The organism is Rhodococcus sp. MEB064, assembly GCF_000834565.1.
Classification (GTDB): domain Bacteria; phylum Actinomycetota; class Actinomycetes; order Mycobacteriales; family Mycobacteriaceae; genus Rhodococcoides.
The window spans coordinates 1-17,000 of record NZ_JXQS01000073.1; the positions used below are offsets into that span (position 1 = coordinate 1).

Here is a 17,000-nt window from a genome sequence, read left to right on the forward strand (position 1 = left end):
CCGGCATGAACACCTTGACGGCTGCCGACGGACGGACGGTCGCGGCAGTGTCCGCCTACATCGAGGCGACGGGAGCGACACTCCTCGCGGAAGGCATCGAGACGCCTGCTCACCTCACGCGGGCTCGCGCGCTCGGCGCCACTCTGGGTCAGGGTTGGATGTTCGGCCGACCCGCGTCGCTCGCGGCAGAGCACCACTCTGCCGAGCTGTCCTGGTCACCGGCCCCGCGGTCACCCCGCGAGATGACGAGCGACGACATCCCGGCGGTACCGTCCGATCTGTTCGAGCATCGTGCGCCGTCGATCGGGGACAAGGCGCTGTTGTTGACGATGGCACGGGGAATCGAGGACTTCGCTCGCGCCGCGGGTGAGCAACTGACCGTGCAGTCGGCCTTCCAGCGGTCGCGGTGGTTCGCGCCGAATGTGGTCGAGAGGTACGCCGCGCTGGCGGCGAAACACCCCTTCGTCGCTGCTGTCGGAGCGGGATTGAGTCCCGAGCCTGCCCCCGGCGTGCGGGGAGCCGGACTGGACCCGTCCGAGCGCTTCGCCCGTGAGTGGACCGTCACGGCGGTCGGCGCGCATTACTTCGCAGCACTGATCGCTCGGGACATCGGTGACACCGACAGGCCGGATGCCGACCGCAGGTTCGAGTTCATCCTCACGCATGATCGTCATCTCGTCGTCGCCGCCGCACGGTCGCTGATGGCACGCGTTCTGCCGTTGTCACGCTGAGCGCCGCCGCTCGGCCGTCGGGGCTGTGCATCATGATGACACCATGCTGAAACAGACAGTCGGGTTCGCTCTGCTGGGGTCGATCGTGGCAGTCCTCGGAGCGGCGGCCGGACAAGTTATGGATCGGTCCGGTGGGGGGTGGATGGTCTACGAGAGTCGGTTCGCCGACTACGACCTCGCCGCCGGAGACCGGTCGTTACTCGTCGTCGTCGCGGTCGGGGCCGGGACGGGAGCCGCGATCGGGCTCGTCGCGCGAGCCGCCGGGGTCCGCACTACATCGCCGGCCGAGAACAGGACCGTGCGCGTCGTGGCGGCAGGACTGCTCGGCGTCGTCGTGGGGCTGGCTCCTGTTCTGGTGCTGATCTGGACGACGATCGCCGGACTCGGGCCTGACACATCCATCGCCGTACCGGTCGACGCGATACTGATCGCCTACGCGATCAGTGCTCTCCTTGCGTACCTTGCAGCGCTCGTCGCGGTCAGGTCGGCGCTGAGAGTCGGTGACGACGTCGCTGTCGGAGCAACCGTGAAGGCCGTCGCAGTCGCGCTTCCGTTCGGTGCGATCGCCGCGACGGCAGCCGGCACGGGGACTGCATGGCTGTTGGGATTTCGCACCGATTCCATGGTCTGGACGGTGGTCTCACTGGTTGTCGCGCTCGTTCTGGCAGCCGTGTTCGCGCTGTGCCGGTCATGGGCTGTGCGATCGACAGGCACGTCCCGAGCCGACGGACTCATCACCGCGTGACCGTGTACCTCGTGTAGGCCCACCCGGACGGCTGGTAGGACCGGTGCTCGACGAGGGTCAGGTCGAGTCGCGTGCCCACCGGGTAGAACGGCGTCCCGCCGCCGAGGACGACCGGCAGGATCCACGGGTTCACCTCGTCGATCAGGTCGACCACCGACGCCGCGAGTTCTGCACCGCCGACGCTCAGAATCCCGTCGAGGTCCCGCTTCAGCCGTGTGATTTCGTCGACGGTGTCGGCCCGGCGCACCAGTCGGCACCCTTCGGGGACGGACTCGAGCGAGTCGGAGAAGACGATGCGGGGTGTCTCGGCGTAGATCTCGGCGAACTCGGCCTCCACCGGGTCACCGTCGGCGCGCTCCGGCGATGTCCAGAATTCCTCCATGACGTCGTAGAGCCGCCGCCCGAAGAGGAAGGCGGCCGTGTCGCGGGCCTGCTGGTTGGCCAACGTATGCATCTCCTCGTCCGGAGTCCCGAAACCGATGCTGCCGGCGGAATCCTCGATGTATCCATCGAGCGAGATGTGCATGCCGTACGTCAGTATTGCCATGAATCCTCCCGGGGTGCGTGTGCGACCTGTAGGTGTCGACCCTCGGCAGCGCGGGAACTCATCGAGACCTCGCCAGATCTTCTGGACATCTACCGAAGGAATCCGAGCTTTATCGTTTCCTCAGAACCGATCGGTAAGGTCTGGCCCGACGCTCGATACACCGACACTGGGAAACCAGTTACTCACGAGATGAAGAGGATGTACACGTGAAGCTTCCCCGTACCGGACGTGCACTGGTGGCAGGCATGGCAGTCGCCGCGGCCCTGACGATGACGGCCTGCAGCTCCAGCGAGGAGACCCCGGAGACGACCACGACGGCCGCTTCCTCGTCCAGCGCGATGTCCGAAGCCCCGACCGATCTCCCCCCGGTTCCGACCGCCGAGGAGCTCAACACTCGCCTGCAGCAGAGCCTCGATCCCGCCGTGCCGCTCGACCAGAAGGTCGCCTACGTCCAGGGCGCCGAGCTCGATCCCGAGCTGATCAACAAGGTCGCCGAGGCCGCTCGCGTCAACAATGCGCAGATCCAGGTTCTCGACGTCACCGATCTCGGCGACGGCACCCTGAGCTCGAACGCCACCATCGACCTCGGTGGCCAGGTCAACCCGCTCCAGGTCACCTACGTGGCTGAGGACGGTCAGTGGAAGCTGTCGAAGGACAACGCCTGCGCGATCGTGTCGCTGGCCCAGCTCACCTCGCCGGCCTGCACCGCCTGAGTTACGTCTCCATCGCCGACGCCGGCATCACCCTCTCGGGTGGTGTCGGCGTTCTGCTGTCGTGACCGGCTCGCCGTCAGCGCAGGCGGTCCGCCGAGGTCCGTGCAAGCTGCCTGACCAGGTCCGCGTTCACCGGCTCCGTCCCCGTTGCCACCAGCTGACTGACGGTCGACCCCACGAGGGTCAGCACCGCGTCGGTGGTCAGGGACACGCCGTCGCTGGTCACCGCGAGTCGCACGGCCACGGATGCGTCGCCGATCGTGGGCGCGTCGGTCAACAGAGTGGACGCCCCGACGCGGTAGTCGACTCGCACGCCGTCGGCATCGGTGCCGGAGAAGGTCGCGCAACGAGTCAGGGATTCCTGCACCGTCCGGAAGGCTGTCAGCGCTCCGGGCCCGTCGTAGCTGGCGGTGTCCTGGTCGATGGAGGAGAAGTCCGGACCGCCGTAGGTGACGGAGGCGGAGCTGATGACGCCGGGAAGCTGAGTGGCGACAGGGGCGAGCACGGCAGCGCACTCGGCCGGGTCGGTGCTCGATCGGTCCTCCGCGGACGCGCCGGGCGACGAGGGGTCCAGCGGCGGCAAGTCGTACCCGGTGTAGCCGGGAGGCAGGTCGGCGATGCTGATCATCCTGCCCGCCAGCAGAGCGTTGTCGGTGATCGGTCCGCTCCCGGTCGTGGCCGCCGGGGGCTCCACGGGGACGAACGCGGACAGTTCCACGGTCGGTGCCTCGGGGGAGGACTCGGAGGACGTGTCCGTCTCCGCCGGACCGCTGCAGGCCGTCAGGGTGATCACCGCGATGGCCGCTGTCGCGACCCGAGCGCTCAACTCCATGTCACCGTGTTCCCGGTGGTCTGCTTCAGCGTCGTCTGACTGTTCGCGTCGCGGTAGATCTGATCACCACCGACGGTGACGGTCCCTCCCAGCGGGAGCGGCTTGGACGGGTCGATCCGCAGTTCACCCTGACCGGTCATCACGAACGACTCGATGTTCAACGTTCCCTGGTTGTCGGGTAACTGCCACACCGGGTCCTCGGGCGATTGCTCGACAGCGACGTCGACGGTGGCGACTCCGTTGTCCAGAGCTTTCAGGGTGACGGTCGTCGTCTGCTTCAGCGAGATCCCACTGACCACTTCCTGGGTCACCGTCCACGACGCCCCGACCCCGACCGGCTCGGCCGGGAAGGGAACAGCACGGTAGACCGCCTGCGAGAGTGCCTGTTCCACGGCCGAGCGGGCGATGTCGCGTGCGTCGGGAGACGGGTCGATGGTCAGTGCGGTGACCGCGCCGGACGCCGTGGTGGTCAGGCGAGCCGACGACCCCTCGGTGGGCGACAGGCTCGCCTGCAGAGTCGCGTCGGGAGTGGTGGCCGCACCCAACGTCATCGCGATGTCCAGGGTGTCCGCGCCCTCCGTCTCGGACGACGTCGCCGTCATCGGCATCGTGAGCGCGGGGGTCGAGAAGTCCTGCGGCGCGGCCGCATCGATCTGCTGGACGATCGTCGACTCCGTCGTCAGGGTCGCGGACTGCTGGTCCTGCGACGGTCCCGAGGCGATGACGGCACGAGGCTCGGCTCCCGGGTCGACGAGGGTGGTGGTCACGTCGGAGACAGGCAACGTCACGGCGGTGGTGCTGGGCGTCAGTTCCTCCGTCGCGGGGGTGTCCGAATCGGTCCCGCACGCAGCGACAGCGAGGACGACGGACAGTGCCGCTGCGGCGACGAGGGCACGGCACGGACCGGGGCGCGTGGAGAGGGGTGTCACACACCCGAGGTTAGCGGTGCAACCTGAGCGCTCGGTGAGCAGTATTCGGGCACGGACGGGAAACGGCGGATCCGATGTAGTGGAGAATGGACCGGTGACCGACGTGGAACCGCCCGATGTTGAACCTCGCAGCCGTCCCGCTGCCCGACGCATGCGACGGCTCGTCACTGTCGCTGCCGTCGTGCTCGCGCTCGACCTCGCCACCAAGATCGCCGCGGTCGCTCTGATCGCGCCGGGCGAGCGCGTCGGCATCGTCGGCGACACCGTCACTCTCCGGTTGGTTCGCAACGCGGGCGCTGCCTTCTCGATGGCGACGGGCATGACCTGGTTGTTGACGCTGGTGGCCGTGGCTGTCGTCATCGGTGTCGTCCGTATCGGCCGGACACTGCGATCCGGATGGTGGGCGTTGGGACTCGGTCTGGTGCTCGGCGGTGCGTTGGGCAATCTGATCGACCGCTTCTTCCGCGCCCCGGGCCCGCTGCAGGGGCACGTGGTGGACTTCGTGTCCATCGGATGGTGGCCGGTGTTCAACGTCGCCGACTCGTCCATCGTCTGCGGGGCGATCCTGCTGGTGGCCATCACGGTGTTCGGTATCGAACCCGACGGACGACGCCGCTCCGATGCCACCGACGACAGTTCCGACGACGCTGTGAACGTGGAGAAGAAACTGTGAGGGAGTCGCGGTCGATGCCCGTTCCGGACGGGCTGGACGGCATGCGTGTCGACGCCGGCCTCGCGCGCCTGCTCGGTGTGTCTCGGACGGTCGCGGCGACCCTCGCCGAGGAGGGCTCCGTGCAGGTGGACGGCGCCGACGTCTCGAAGTCCGACCGGCTGGGTGGTGGTACGTGGCTCGAGGTCCAGCTTCCCGAGCCGGCGCGCCCGTTGACCATCGAGGCGCAACCGGTACCCGGGATGGAGATCCTGTACTCCGACGACGACATCGTCGTCGTCGACAAGCCCGTCGGTGTCGCGGCGCACGCCAGTGTGGGATGGACCGGTCCCACGGTCATCGGTGGTCTCGCGGCGGCCGGCTTCCGCATCTCGACGTCGGGCGTGCACGAACGTCAAGGCATCGTCCATCGGCTCGACGTCGGAACGTCCGGTGTCATGGTGGTGGCCACGTCGGAGCGGGCCTACACGCTGCTGAAACGGGCGTTCAAGGAACGCACCATCGACAAGCGGTATCACGCACTGGTGCAGGGCCATCCCGACCCGAGCAGCGGAACCATCGATGCCCCCATCGGGCGTCACCGCAGCAACGACTGGAAGTTCGCGGTGACGGCGGACGGTAAAGCCAGCATCACGCACTACGACACGGTCGAGGCCTTCCAGGCGGCGAGCCTTCTGGACGTCCACTTGGAAACCGGTCGCACGCACCAGATCCGGGTCCATTTCTCGGCGCTCCGGCATCCGTGCTGCGGCGATCTCACGTACGGCGCGGACCCACGTCTGGCCGAGAGGCTGGGCCTCGAGCGGCAGTGGTTGCACGCGAGGGCACTGGGATTCACACATCCGGGCGACGGCCGCTACGTCGAATTCTCCAGCCCGTATCCGGCGGATCTGCAGCATGCACTGGACGTGCTGAGGGCGACCTGACCGTGGTGCATCGGGCCGCGCCGGTGGCGGCCGTCGTCGTGCTGGCCGTGCTCGTCCTGGTGCTGGGCGTCGTGAATCCGGTGCGGATGTCCTCTGTTCGCACCGATGCGCTGGGTCCCGACAACGACGAGACCGCCGAGCAGTATCTCGACCGAGTGGGCGCACCCGTCCCCGGCGACGACCCGCAGTGGGCTCTCGTGTCGTTCTCGCGGGAACTTACCGCGGACGAGGTGCCGTCCGTCGTGGACGGCGCCCGAGTCTCCGTCGTGTACGTCCATGTCGTCGTCGATCGGGTCCAGACCCCGCTCGTCGAGGTGCCGGTCCCGGACACACGACAGGTCGTGATCCGGTCGGTGCGCGAGGCCGCGCGTCTGGTCCCGCCCGGTCGCAGCGAGCGAGGGAGAGCTGTGCAGACCCTGGTCCGGAACCGGCTTCTCGCGGACTGTGCGTGCGTCGCGGGAGTTCTGGTCCGGTCGACCGGGAACCGGTTGGTTGCTCTGGCGGGCAGCGCGGATATCCGTGCGGTGGAAGCACTTCCGACGGACGCAGTGTTCGGACGTTTCGCCGTCGCGCCGCTGTACCCCGAACGTGTCGGCGACGCCGTCCAGCCCGACGACGGGCCGCTCCCGCCCGCGTGAGGTGAGTCAGGGTTCGAGTCGACCGAAGCCCAGGACGGCCGAGTCGTCGTCCACGGCGAGATCGTGCACCCTGATCCCGCCCATCTCGTTACCGCCGACGGTGGTCACGGAATCGCCGTCCACCGCCACCACGATGTTGGTGTGCTGACCCACCAGGACGTTTCCCAGCGGACCGCCCGATTCGTAGAGCACCACATCGCCGACGGCCGGCCGATAGTCGCCGACCGGTTCGAAGCGGCCCTGCTCCTGGTAGTACTCGGTCAGCGTGTAGACACCGGGGATCCGCCAGCTGCCGGAGTTCGGATTCTCCAGCGGCATGCCGCTCTCACGCATGACCCAGCTGACGAAATCGGCACACCACGCTTCCTCGACGCCCTCGGCATAGAACGTTCCCGGACGGGGGTCGTCGTGCTCGCGCCCCGCAACGGAGACGACGCGTTGCTGCGCCGGCGTCAGATTCGAGCTCGCTGCGGGGAAATCGGCTGTGTCCCAGGGGAAGTAACGCTCCGGCGCCGACCACACCACGGCGCCGCCGACGATGATGCCGACTGCGGCGACGCCGACGGCACTGCGGCGGACCCGTGTTCGTGTGGTCGTCGTCATGGCCTCGACGCTACCGACGCGCACGGCGATGCGGGCGCCGCCGGGTGGATCTTCACCGAACCCTCACATGGTGAACTGGACGCATGACTTCCGTAGGTCGCCGACGCGTCGCGGTCGCGGTGTCGGTGGCACTCGTCGCCGTCACGGCGGTCGTCGTCGGGTCGGCATCGTGGGTGGCTCTCGCCTCGCACGGCCGTATGCACGACGCGGCAGATGCGCCGACCGCCCCTGTCGCGATCGTCCTCGGGGCGCGCGTACAGAACGGTGAGCCGTCGGCGTTCCTGCGCGGGCGACTGGACGCGGCACTCCGGTTGATGGAGGACGGGACGGTCCGTGCTCTGCTGCTCTCCGGCAATGCGAACGGCGCGTCGGGGGACGAGATCGCCGTCATGACCGACTACCTCGTCGATCGGGGTGTCGACCCGTCCAGGATCGTCGTGGACGGCGTAGGTCTGACCACGTACGACACGTGCCTGCGTGCCGTGACCACCTACGGGGTAGGACGAGCGATCGTCGTCAGTCAGGGGACCCACGTGTCCAGAGCGGTAGCGCTGTGTCGCGCGGTCGGACTCGACGCCGACGGTGTGATCGCCGCGTGCGACTGTTCACGCCGCGCCCTGCTGCGGCAGTTCGTCCGCGAGTTGCTGGCGCGCCCCAAGGCGGTGCTCGACGTCCTGCGCGGCAGACCTCCCGCCGTCTCGACGCCGGCGACGGACGAGGTGCAGCAAGCGGCGCGCTGAGCACGCTCGGAATCACCTCGAGTCGAACCCTGTCGGGCCGGTCGGCGCCGGGGGAGTGTGAGCGAGAGCATTCATGCACGAGTGCTCATGTCGCCATGTGAACCGACCTCAGGAGTCCGACGTGTCCGTCACCGATCAGTACCTCGCGAACAACAAGGACTACGCAGCCTCGTTCTCGGGACCGCTTCCGCTTCCGCCGAGCAAGGGCGTCGCCGTCGTCGCGTGCATGGACGCGCGGCTCGACGTCTACCGCATCCTGGGGCTGAACGACGGTGAAGCGCATGTGATCCGCAATGCCGGCGGAGTGGTGACGGACGACGAGGTCCGCTCGCTCGCCATCAGCCAGCGGCTGCTCGGCACCACCGAGATCATCCTGATCCATCACACCGACTGCGGCATGCTCACCTTCTCCGACGACGACTTCAAGGCCGGCATCGCGGACGAGGTCGGTGTCGAGCCGACATGGGCAGCCGAGGCGTTCGGAGATCTGGACACCGACGTGCGTCAGCAGCTGAAGCGAATCGAGCTGAGCCCGTTCGTCACGAAGACCACGTCACTGCGCGGGTTCGTCTTCGACGTCGCCAGTGGAGAACTGCGCGAGGTCACCGCAGCCTGATCGGGCCGGTGAGGCGGGGTCAGTTCGCGCTGCCCCGTCGCGCCTTCTCGAGAGCGGCGAGAGTCGACATGACGGTCGCGCGCTGGCGCTGCAGGTCGCTCAGCCGCGCTCGCGCGGGAAGCCCGGTAGAGGACTCCGCGTCGGTGATTCCCACGTCGATCGCCGAGAGCTGCTCGAGCAGTCCCGCGACGCGGTCGGCCAGGACGGAGACGTCGACATCCGTGACGACGCCCGAGGGCGCCGGCTTCGTCGCAGCGGTGGTCGACCGGGCCGGAGCCGAGCGGACCGACGCCGATGCTCCGGCGCGCGCCGAGGCCTTCCGTACGTCGGCTGCACCCGGTCGCTTGGGCAGGCGCACGCGGTCGAGTGCGGCACGGGAGGCGCGAGCCGCGGTGCGGTGCTCGAGTTCCTCGTCGTCGTCGGACGTGACAGCGCCGCCCAGGGGACGCAGTCCGTACATCCCGATGAACCGGCGGGCAGCGTCGATCGTGTTCTCGTGCTCGCGGCATTCCGCGCACCGCGGCTCGTCCCGGAACGTCTCGATATCGGTACGGCTGCCGCACCAGACGCAGCCGCCGGGGCTCCACCGGCGGGTGGTCGGGGGCACGTCGGCGGTGCTGTCGACGGGCGTGGAGGTCATCGTGGAGGAAGTGCTGGAGCCGAGGGTTCGATCGTCGATCACGTCGAATCAGCGTAGTGCACGGATGCGGTACCGACTCGCGGGACCGTCTGTCGCCTCGGGCTTTTCGCACCGACGGTGATGAACGTCATGACACATCGCGTCGCACCGTCCATACTCGGCACTTGTGAGCAGCCTCGAAGTCACGACCGTCGCAGACGGCGTCCACGTAGCGTACGGTCCCGACGTCAACTGGACGCTCCTCGTGGACGGTGAGGACGTCACCCTCGTCGACTCCGGCTACCCCCGCTACGTCGGTGCCGTCCTGGAATCGCTCGCCCGGGTCGGACGCCGTCCGGAGGATGTCCGCGCGATCCTCCTGACCCACGCCCACATCGATCATATCGGCGGCGCTGCCCACTTCGCGACCACCTACGGGACTCCGGTGCTGACCTCGGACACGGAGGCGCGCCACGCTCGGCGCGAGTACCTCGAGCAGGCGACGCCGCTCGACGTGGCGCGCAATGTCTGGCGACGCGGCGCGCTGCCCTGGACGTTCCGCATCCTCCGGGCGGGCGGGACCGAGTCGGGAGCGGTGCCCGACGCCGACGGTTTCGGGTCCGTCGTGGGGCCGGTTCCCGGCGGTCCGCTCGACCTGCCGGGTGGCCCGGTGCCGGTGGACACGGCCGGGCACACGTCGGGACACACGGCCTATTCCGTCCCGAGCGCCGGCGCCGTCCTCAGTGGCGACGCGGTGATCACCGGTCACGCCCTCAGCGCGCACGAGGGTCCGCAGATGCTTCCACCGCTGTTCGAGCACGATCGGCCGCGCGAGCTGGCCGCCCTGGACGCGTTCGCCGCCCTCGATGCCGACGTGCTGATTCCCGGCCACGGGCCTGTGCACCGCGGTTCCGTCGCCGACGCGGTGCGACGCGTACGTGCCGGCAGCTGAGGGCCGGGCTCAGCGCGTCCATCGGATCCTGATGGGACCCTTGGCCGTCGACGGGTCCACCACGGAACCCTTCTGCGTGATCTGGACTTCGCCGGCGGCCACGAGGCGTCGGGCGGCTCGGCGAACGGGTTCCATCAGGGGACGCCAGTCGTCGGGGGCCACCGCGCGTGCGACGTCGGACGGGCAGATCGAGGAGTCGCGAGCGCGCCCGTCGAGGGCGCGCCGGATGGCGTCCTCGAGACCGTCGTCGGCGCCGTCCGCACCGGTTCGGCGGCAGGAGTCGCTGCAGTACTTCACGGAGTCCCAGTCGCGCTCCCACTTCTTGCGCCACTTGATCCGGCGCCCGCACACCACACACGTCTTGTCCTCGCGTGATGTCGCGGCCTCGGCCGATCGCTTCCTGTGTGCCACGCACTCGATTGTGCCCTTCCCCGTCGTCCGGGGGTCACGCCCCGCGTAGGGGGCGCAGGCAGCGGGGATAGCGTGAGCGGTGTGACGAGTTCCCGGTTCCGAGTCGGCGCACGACATGACGGCACTCCGCGCTCTGCCGGCAGCGTGGGCCTGCTCAGCGGGGTGGGCGCCTACGGCCTCTGGGGACTGTTCCCGGCGTTCTTCGGCGTGCTGTCGTTCGCAGGGCCGGTCGAGGTCCTCGCTCACCGGATCGTGTGGACACTGGTCCTGATGCTGGTGCTCCTCGCCGCGCTCGGACGACTGTCGACACTGCGAGGTCTGCCGGCGCGCACCTGGGGTGTGGTGGCGTTGTCGTCGGTCTTCATCTCGATCAACTGGGGTGTGTACATCTACGCCGTCTCCCAGGACCGGGTGGTCGAGGCCGCGTTGGGATACTTCATCAACCCTCTGGTCAGCGTCCTGCTCGGAGTCGTCGTGTTCCGGGAACGGCTGGGTCGTGCCCAGATCGCGGCTCTCGCACTGGCATTCGTGGCGGTGGTCGTGCTCACCGTGGACTACGGCCGACCGCCCGTGATCGCGCTGACGCTGGCGTTCTCCTTCGCTCTGTACGGAGTGATGAAGAAGGTGGTCCGGCTCGAACCCACCACGTCGCTGACCGCGGAGGGACTCGTCGGTGCACCGATCGCCCTGGTCTACCTGATCGTCCTGGGGGTCGGAGGGGGAGCGAGCGCGCTGTCCCTCGGGGTGCCGCACGCCCTGCTCCTGGTACTCGCCGGGCCCGTCACCGCACTGCCTCTCCTGCTGTTCGGAATGGCTGCGCAGAAGTTGCCGTTGGTCACCCTCGGCCTCCTGCAGTACCTGACACCGGGCTTGCAGCTCGCGTGGGGAGTGCTGGTGCTGAACGAGGACATGCCGGCGTCCCGGTGGATCGGATTCGCGCTCATCTGGTGCGCGTTGGTGATCTTCACGGTGGACTCCGTACGGCGTCTGCGGGCCCACCGGGTGGCGTCGGTGCCGGTCGAGGCGGTGTCCGCGGACACACCACGCTGAGTCCTCATCCGTCACAGTCGTCACAGGCGCGTGTGACGGCGTTGCGTGTCGGTCCGAAGCCTTAGAGTGGCTCCCGTGTCGGACTTCGTTCATCTCCACAATCACACCGAGTACTCCATGCTGGACGGGGCGGCGAAGATCGCGCCCATGTTCGCCGAGGCCCAGCGCCTCGGGATGAGCGCGGTCGGTATGACGGACCACGGCAACATGTACGGCGCCAGCGAGTTCTACAACGAGGCCAAGAAGGCCGGGGTCAAGCCGATCATCGGCATCGAGGCGTACATCGCTCCGGAGTCCCGCTTCAACAAGAAGCGCGTGCTGTGGGGAGACCGCAGTCAGAAGTCGGACGACGTGTCCGGCAGCGGCGCGTACACCCACATGACGATGGTCGCGGAGAACGCGACCGGTCTGCGCAACCTGTTCAAGCTGTCGTCGCTGGCGTCCACCGAGGGTCAGCTGGGCAAGTGGGCCCGTATGGACGAGGAGATCATCGCCAATCACGCCCAGGGCATCATTGCCACCACGGGGTGCCCGTCCGGCGAGATCCAGACCCGTCTGCGTCTCGGCCACGATCGGGAGGCGCTCGAGGCGGCGGCGAAGTGGCAGGAGATCTGGGGCCCCGAGAACTTCTTCCTCGAATTGATGGACCACGGTCTGTCCATCGAGCGTCGTGTCCGTGAGGGTCTGCTGAACATCGGGCAGCAGCTGTCCATCCCTCCGCTGGCCACCAACGACTGCCACTACGTCACCAAGGACGCGTCGGTCAATCACGAAGCGCTGCTGTGCATCCAGACCGGCAAGACACTCTCGGACCCCACCCGCTTCAAGTTCGACGGCGACGGCTACTACCTCAAGTCGGCCGAGGAGATGCGCGCGCTCTGGGACGACGAGGTGCCCGGCGCGTGCGATTCGTCGCTGCTCATCGCCGAGCGCGTCCAGCCCTACGACGAGGTGTGGGAGCACCGCGACCGGATGCCGGTGTTCCCGGTCCCCGAGGGTTACACCCAGGGCACGTGGCTCCGCAAGGAAGTGATGGACGGTCTGCACCGCCGCTTCCCCGACGGTCCCACCGAGGAGTACCTCTCCCGCGCCGACTACGAGATCAGCGTCATCCTCGAGATGGGGTTCCCGGCCTACTTCCTCGTCGTCGGTGACCTGATCAACCACGCGAAGGACGTCGGTATCCGCGTCGGACCGGGTCGTGGATCCGCCGCCGGCTCGCTCGTGGCGTACGCGATGGGTATCACCAACATCGACCCGTTACCGCACGGACTGCTCTTCGAGCGCTTCCTCAACCCCGAGCGTGTGTCGATGCCCGACATCGATATCGACTTCGACGATCGCCGCCGCGGCGAGATGGTCCGCTACGCCACCGAGAAGTGGGGCAGTGACCGTGTGGCACAGGTGATCACGTTCGGCACCATCAAGACCAAGGCCGCCATCAAGGACTCGGCGCGCGTGCAGTTCGGCCAGCCCGGCTTCGCCATCGCCGACCAGATCACCAAGGCGTTGCCGCCGCCCATCATGGCCAAGGACATCTCGGTCGCCGGTATCACCGACCCCGCGCACGAGCGGTACAAGGAGGCCACCGAGGTCCGCTCGCTCATCGACTCCAACCCGGATGTGGCGAAGATCTATCAGACGGCCAAGGGCCTCGAGGGTCTGATCCGTAACGCCGGCGTCCACGCCTGTGCCGTCATCATGTCCTCGGAGCCGCTCACCGATGCGATCCCGGTGTGGAAGCGTCCGCAGGACGGCGCCATCATCACCGGCTGGGACTACCCGTCGTGCGAGGCCATCGGCCTGCTGAAGATGGACTTCCTGGGGCTGCGCAACCTCACCGTCATCGGCGACGCCATCGACAACATCAAGGCGAACCGCGGGATCGACATCGATCTGGACGCGCTTCCGCTCGACGACCCCGCGACGTTCGAATTGCTCTCTCGCGGTGACACTCTCGGAGTGTTCCAGCTGGACGGCAGCGCCATGCGCGATCTGCTGCGCAAGATGCAGCCCACCGGCTTCGAGGACATCGTGGCCGTGCTGGCGCTGTATCGGCCCGGTCCGATGGGCATGAACTCGCACAACGACTACGCCGATCGCAAGAACGGCCGTCAAGAGGTCAAGCCCATCCACCCCGAACTCGAGGAGCCACTGAAGGTCATCCTCGGCGAGACGTACGGCCTGGTGGTCTACCAGGAGCAGATCATGCAGCTCGCACAGAAGGTGGCTGGCTACTCGCTGGGCCAGGCCGACCTCCTGCGCCGCGCCATGGGTAAGAAGAAGCTCTCCGAGCTCGAGAAGGCCTACGCCGGGTTCCGGCAGGGCATGTTGGACAACGACTTCTCCGAAGCGGCCATCAAGGCACTGTGGGACACGGTCCTGCCCTTCGCCGGCTACGCGTTCAACAAGTCGCACTCCGCCGGGTACGGGCTGGTGTCCTACTGGACGGCGTACCTCAAGGCCAACTATCCCGCCGAATACATGGCCGGTCTGCTCACCAGCGTCGGTGACGACAAGGACAAGGCCGCCATCTACCTTGCCGACTGTCGCAGGCTGGGCATCACGGTGCTGCCGCCCGACGTCAACGAGTCCGAGCTCAACTTCGCCTCGGTGGGCACGGACATCCGTTTCGGTATGGGCGCCGTCCGCAACGTCGGCGCGAACGTGGTGGCCTCGATCATCGCGGCGCGCAAGGAGAAGGGGAAGTTCACCGACTTCTCCGACTACCTGGCCAAGATCGACGCCACGGCCTGCAACAAGAAGGTCACCGAGTCGCTGGTCAAGGCAGGCGGATTCGACTCCTTGGACCACCCGCGCAAGGGTCTGATGCTGATCCACGCCGACGCCATCGACGCGGTGCTCGGAACCAAGAAGGCCGAGGCCATCGGACAGTTCGACCTGTTCGGCGGTGTCGACGCCGACGAGTCCATCACGTCCGTGTTCAATGTCAAGATCCCCGCGGAGGAATGGGACAGCAAGCACCGTCTCGCGCTGGAGCGGGAAATGTTGGGCCTGTATGTGTCCGGGCACCCGTTGAACGGCGTCGAACACGTGCTGGCCGCGCAGTCCGACACCGCAATTCCCACGATTCTGGAAGGCAGCCTGAAGGACGGCACGCAGGTCACGGTGGGCGGCATCCTGGCGTCCGTCAACCGGCGCGTCAACAAGAACGGCCTCACCTGGGCCTCCGCTCAACTCGAGGACCTCACGGGCGGTATCGAGGTGCTGTTCTTCCCCCAGGCGTACTCGGTGTTCGGCGCGGACGTGGCCGAGGATGCCGTCGTGCTGGTCAAGGCCAGGGTGTCCGCGCGCGACGACCGGATCTCGTTGATCGCCAACGACATCGCGGTGCCCGACCTGTCGTCCGTCGGAGTTGCCAAACCAGTTGCCGTCAGCTTGCCGACGCGTCAGTGCACCGCGGACAAGGTGGGTGCCCTCAAGCGGGTGCTGGCCAGCCATCCCGGCACCACGGACGTGCACCTGCGACTCATCAGTGGCGATCGGGTCACCATGCTCAAGGTGGACGAGAAGCTCCGCGTCACACCGTCATCGGCGCTGATGGGCGATCTCAAGGCGTTGCTCGGACCCGGCTGCCTCGCCGTCTGATGCTGCCTCACCGCCTGACGACGGCCGACCGCTCCACGGCCGCCGCGAGGTAGACATCCGGGTCGACGCCGAAAGGGTTGTCCCTCAGGCCCTCCGCGATGACGTCGCGGTAGCGGTCGGCCGGCACTCCGCGTTCTCGCACGTGGCTCGACGTCAGAGTCACGGCCGGGACGCCGTCGATGTCGTCCAGGCGTAGCGCCGCGTCGTACTTGCCGCGGTGGGGCTCGGTCGACGGCTCCACCGGGAGCAGCGCCCACGCCCCCGGCTGTGTGGGCAGGGAGGCGCGGACGTCGAGTGTCTGCTCCGTCTGTGCGTTCTCCACGGTCGCGATGTGGTCGAGGGCAGACCAGTCCAGGAGGTAGGCGCGGGCGATGCTGTCGGAATCGGGGGAGGGTGTGAGCGAGAGGAACGCGGACGCTCCGGTCCACCGGGCCGAGACGCCGGCGAAGTACACCGCGTGCGGCACGGTGATCCACCGGCGCTCGCGCGGAGGCGACAGGGTCCGCGGGACGGCGTGCGCACCGAATCTGCTGTCGGCCGCGGAGCCGCCCAGGTAGGCGTCGAGGCGTGCGGGCAGGGTGTTCGAGCCGTAGCCGACGTACCAGACCAGATCGTGACCGTTCACAGGAACGGACGGTACCGTCGGATCGTCAATCGAACTCGACCGAGAGGGACGATCCCATGATCACGAACTTCATCAACGCCGCGCTCGAACTCGTCGGTGGCATCGCCGCCGGAAGCAGCGGGCTCTACCTGGCCCCCGGTGTTCTGCCGTTCGGTTCCTGACATACGGCCGGACCACACGAACGCCGACGGGGCGCCCACACGATGTGGGCGCCCCGTCGGCGTGTGTACGTGGTCAGCGTCGGGTGCGGAACCGCTCGGTCGTTCCGAGGGCCCACCACAGCGTCACACCGACAGCGGCAGAGGTGAGGACGGCTGTCTGCATGGTGACAGTCAGGGCAAGGGCGGCGAAGACAAGGAGCGCGAGCACCAGGCTTTCGATTTTGTAGAGCGGCCAGTCGGTGCCGGCAACGTCCACCGTCCGGACGGGGAGAGCGCGAGTAGTTGTCAGGTCGACCGTGGTCATGCTGCCTCCCGAACGTCGATTTCCGTGCACCCTGCGTTGGTTCGAAGGCTACACGTACTTCGAAGTTCGGGCCACCGAAACTCGCCGATCAGGCCCGTTCGGTTGCCGATCGAGGAGGTGCTGTGTGTACTGGTCTCATGCCATTACAAGGGGAGTACGAACCGAGTCCGTCCACCTGGGCAGCCGATCAGGCCGACCTGTACGAGAGCTCCGGTGGAACCGAGGGAACCGAGATGCGGGGGATGCCCGTCATCCTGCTCACGACGATCGGTAACAAGACGGGCAAGCTGCGGCGCACGCCGTTGATGCGAGTCGAGCACGACGGTGCGTACGCAGCCGTGGCCTCGCTCGGTGGTGCACCGAAGCACCCGGTCTGGTACTTCAACGTCCTCGCGAACCCGCACGTCGAGCTGCGCGACAAGACGGAGAAGTGGGACATGGTGGCCCGCGAGGTCCACGGCGAGGAAAAAGCGCTGTGGTGGGAACGCTCCGTGGCCGCATACCCCGACTACGCCGATTATCAGGAGAAGACGGATCGCGAGATACCGGTCTTCGTCCTCGAGAGGGCCTGACGTCGGT

20 protein-coding genes and 1 pseudogene are annotated in these 17,000 nt (G+C 67.7%); 12 read left to right on the forward strand and 9 right to left on the reverse strand.

The genetic code is table 11. The annotated features are described in order from the left end of the window. On the forward strand, positions 1-731 hold a 731-nt coding region (locus RU01_RS20460; RefSeq protein WP_042576444.1), incomplete at its 5' end, for a DICT sensory domain-containing protein. A 43-nt stretch (positions 732-774) separates the two neighbouring features. Further along, complete coding sequence (locus RU01_RS20465; protein ID WP_042576445.1) at positions 775-1,476, forward strand: hypothetical protein; 702 nt, start codon at positions 775-777, stop codon at positions 1,474-1,476. Here RU01_RS20465 and RU01_RS20470 read toward each other — a convergent pair. Beyond that, positions 1,466-2,023 (reverse strand): dihydrofolate reductase family protein, encoded by a 558-nt coding sequence (locus RU01_RS20470; protein ID WP_042576446.1) that lies wholly within the window; start codon positions 2,021-2,023, stop codon positions 1,466-1,468. The genes RU01_RS20465 and RU01_RS20470 overlap by 11 nt on opposite strands. A 206-nt stretch (positions 2,024-2,229) precedes the next feature. Here RU01_RS20470 and RU01_RS20475 point away from each other — a divergent pair, with 206 nt between their 5' ends. Continuing rightward, positions 2,230-2,736 carry a hypothetical protein gene (locus tag RU01_RS20475; RefSeq protein WP_042576447.1) on the forward strand — a complete coding sequence of 169 codons (507 nt, stop codon included), beginning with the start codon at positions 2,230-2,232 and terminating at the stop codon, positions 2,734-2,736. Between the two features lie 76 nt (positions 2,737-2,812). Here RU01_RS20475 and RU01_RS20480 read toward each other — a convergent pair whose 3' ends face one another. After that, entirely contained in the window at positions 2,813-3,562 is a 750-nt protein-coding gene (locus tag RU01_RS20480; RefSeq protein ID WP_231568791.1) for a hypothetical protein, read from the reverse strand. Beyond that, positions 3,559-4,497, reverse strand: coding sequence for a DUF6263 family protein (locus RU01_RS20485; protein WP_042576449.1), 939 nt, complete (start codon positions 4,495-4,497; stop codon positions 3,559-3,561). The genes RU01_RS20480 and RU01_RS20485 overlap by 4 nt, the downstream gene beginning before the upstream one ends. Before the next feature lie 151 nt (positions 4,498-4,648). Here RU01_RS20485 and lspA point away from each other — a divergent pair, with 151 nt between their 5' ends. The 3 genes from lspA to RU01_RS20500 are packed head-to-tail and all read left to right on the forward strand — an operon-like array spanning position 4,649 to position 6,731. Beyond that, positions 4,649-5,170 carry a signal peptidase II gene (gene lspA, locus RU01_RS20490; RefSeq protein WP_156149031.1) on the forward strand — a complete coding sequence of 174 codons (522 nt, stop codon included), beginning with the start codon at positions 4,649-4,651 and terminating at the stop codon, positions 5,168-5,170. Then, complete coding sequence (locus RU01_RS20495; RefSeq protein WP_042576450.1) at positions 5,167-6,093, forward strand: RluA family pseudouridine synthase; 927 nt, start codon at positions 5,167-5,169, stop codon at positions 6,091-6,093. The genes lspA and RU01_RS20495 overlap by 4 nt, the downstream gene beginning before the upstream one ends. A 2-nt stretch (positions 6,094-6,095) precedes the next feature. Further along, positions 6,096-6,731 carry a hypothetical protein gene (locus RU01_RS20500; protein WP_042576451.1) on the forward strand — a complete coding sequence of 212 codons (636 nt, stop codon included), beginning with the start codon at positions 6,096-6,098 and terminating at the stop codon, positions 6,729-6,731. Positions 6,732-6,737: 6 nt separating this feature from the next. Here RU01_RS20500 and RU01_RS20505 read toward each other — a convergent pair whose 3' ends face one another. After that, positions 6,738-7,334, reverse strand: coding sequence for a CHAP domain-containing protein (locus tag RU01_RS20505; protein ID WP_042576521.1), 597 nt, complete (start codon positions 7,332-7,334; stop codon positions 6,738-6,740). Positions 7,335-7,417: 83 nt separating this feature from the next. On the opposite strand from RU01_RS20505, the gene RU01_RS20510 reads away from it, so the two are divergent. Beyond that, positions 7,418-8,074 (forward strand): SanA/YdcF family protein, encoded by a 657-nt coding sequence (locus RU01_RS20510; protein WP_197074841.1) that lies wholly within the window; start codon positions 7,418-7,420, stop codon positions 8,072-8,074. A 121-nt stretch (positions 8,075-8,195) separates the two neighbouring features. Further along, a complete protein-coding gene (locus tag RU01_RS20515) occupies positions 8,196-8,690 on the forward strand; it encodes a beta-class carbonic anhydrase (protein ID WP_042576523.1) in 495 nt (164 codons plus the stop codon). A gap of 19 nt (positions 8,691-8,709) precedes the next feature. Here the strand turns inward: RU01_RS20515 and RU01_RS20520 are convergent, their stop codons facing one another. After that, a complete protein-coding gene (locus RU01_RS20520; protein WP_231568792.1) occupies positions 8,710-9,372 on the reverse strand; it encodes a hypothetical protein in 663 nt (220 codons plus the stop codon). 124 nt (positions 9,373-9,496) lie between these two features. Between RU01_RS20520 and RU01_RS20525 the strand changes: the two genes are divergently transcribed. Then, on the forward strand, positions 9,497-10,261 hold the full coding sequence (locus tag RU01_RS20525; RefSeq protein WP_042576452.1) for an MBL fold metallo-hydrolase: 765 nt from the start codon (positions 9,497-9,499) through the stop codon (positions 10,259-10,261). Between the two features lie 9 nt (positions 10,262-10,270). On the opposite strand, the gene RU01_RS23430 is transcribed toward RU01_RS20525, so the two are convergent. Both RU01_RS23430 and RU01_RS23485 read right to left on the reverse strand, forming a co-directional pair. Continuing rightward, on the reverse strand, positions 10,271-10,558 hold the full coding sequence (locus RU01_RS23430) for a DUF3253 domain-containing protein (RefSeq protein ID WP_268793354.1): 288 nt from the start codon (positions 10,556-10,558) through the stop codon (positions 10,271-10,273). Then, positions 10,541-10,789, reverse strand: a pseudogene (locus RU01_RS23485) (DUF2256 domain-containing protein); the annotation flags it as partial. The gene RU01_RS23430 and the pseudogene RU01_RS23485, both read right to left, overlap by 18 nt. Between RU01_RS23485 and rarD the strand changes: the two are divergent. Continuing rightward, positions 10,754-11,722: an EamA family transporter RarD gene (gene rarD / locus RU01_RS20535; protein WP_231568793.1), complete on the forward strand. Its 969-nt coding sequence runs from the start codon at positions 10,754-10,756 to the stop codon at positions 11,720-11,722. The pseudogene RU01_RS23485 and the gene rarD sit on opposite strands and share 36 nt — an antisense overlap. 75 nt (positions 11,723-11,797) lie before the next feature. Further along, the gene (gene dnaE / locus RU01_RS20540; protein ID WP_269430166.1) at positions 11,798-15,331 is read left to right on the forward strand and encodes a DNA polymerase III subunit alpha; all 3,534 of its coding nucleotides are present in this window, start codon (positions 11,798-11,800) and stop codon (positions 15,329-15,331) included. 7 nt (positions 15,332-15,338) lie between these two features. Here dnaE and RU01_RS22290 read toward each other — a convergent pair whose 3' ends face one another. Together RU01_RS22290 and RU01_RS20550 are read right to left on the reverse strand one after the other, a co-directional pair. Next, on the reverse strand, positions 15,339-15,956 hold the full coding sequence (locus RU01_RS22290; RefSeq protein WP_052493389.1) for a hypothetical protein: 618 nt from the start codon (positions 15,954-15,956) through the stop codon (positions 15,339-15,341). A 234-nt stretch (positions 15,957-16,190) separates the two neighbouring features. Continuing rightward, positions 16,191-16,421, reverse strand: coding sequence for a hypothetical protein (locus RU01_RS20550; RefSeq protein ID WP_042576455.1), 231 nt, complete (start codon positions 16,419-16,421; stop codon positions 16,191-16,193). 137 nt (positions 16,422-16,558) lie between these two features. On the opposite strand from RU01_RS20550, the gene RU01_RS20555 reads away from it, so the two are divergent. Further along, entirely contained in the window at positions 16,559-16,993 is a 435-nt protein-coding gene (locus tag RU01_RS20555) for a nitroreductase family deazaflavin-dependent oxidoreductase (RefSeq protein ID WP_042576456.1), read from the forward strand. Positions 16,994-17,000: the final 7 nt, after the last annotated feature.

Bases quoted from the DNA above. Each gene is read 5' to 3' on its own strand.
- RU01_RS20505 (WP_042576521.1), bottom strand. From the start codon at position 7,334: ATGACGACGACCACACGAACACGGGTCCGCCGCAGTGCCGTCGGCGTC.
- RU01_RS20470 (WP_042576446.1), bottom strand. From the start codon at position 2,023: ATGGCAATACTGACGTACGGCATGCACATCTCGCTCGATGGATACATC.
- RU01_RS20465 (WP_042576445.1), top strand. From the start codon at position 775: ATGCTGAAACAGACAGTCGGGTTCGCTCTGCTGGGGTCGATCGTGGCA.
- RU01_RS20550 (WP_042576455.1), bottom strand. From the start codon at position 16,421: ATGACCACGGTCGACCTGACAACTACTCGCGCTCTCCCCGTCCGGACG.
- RU01_RS20555 (WP_042576456.1), top strand. From the start codon at position 16,559: ATGCCATTACAAGGGGAGTACGAACCGAGTCCGTCCACCTGGGCAGCC.
- RU01_RS20510 (WP_197074841.1), top strand. From the start codon at position 7,418: ATGACTTCCGTAGGTCGCCGACGCGTCGCGGTCGCGGTGTCGGTGGCA.
- lspA (WP_156149031.1), top strand. From the start codon at position 4,649: ATGCGACGGCTCGTCACTGTCGCTGCCGTCGTGCTCGCGCTCGACCTC.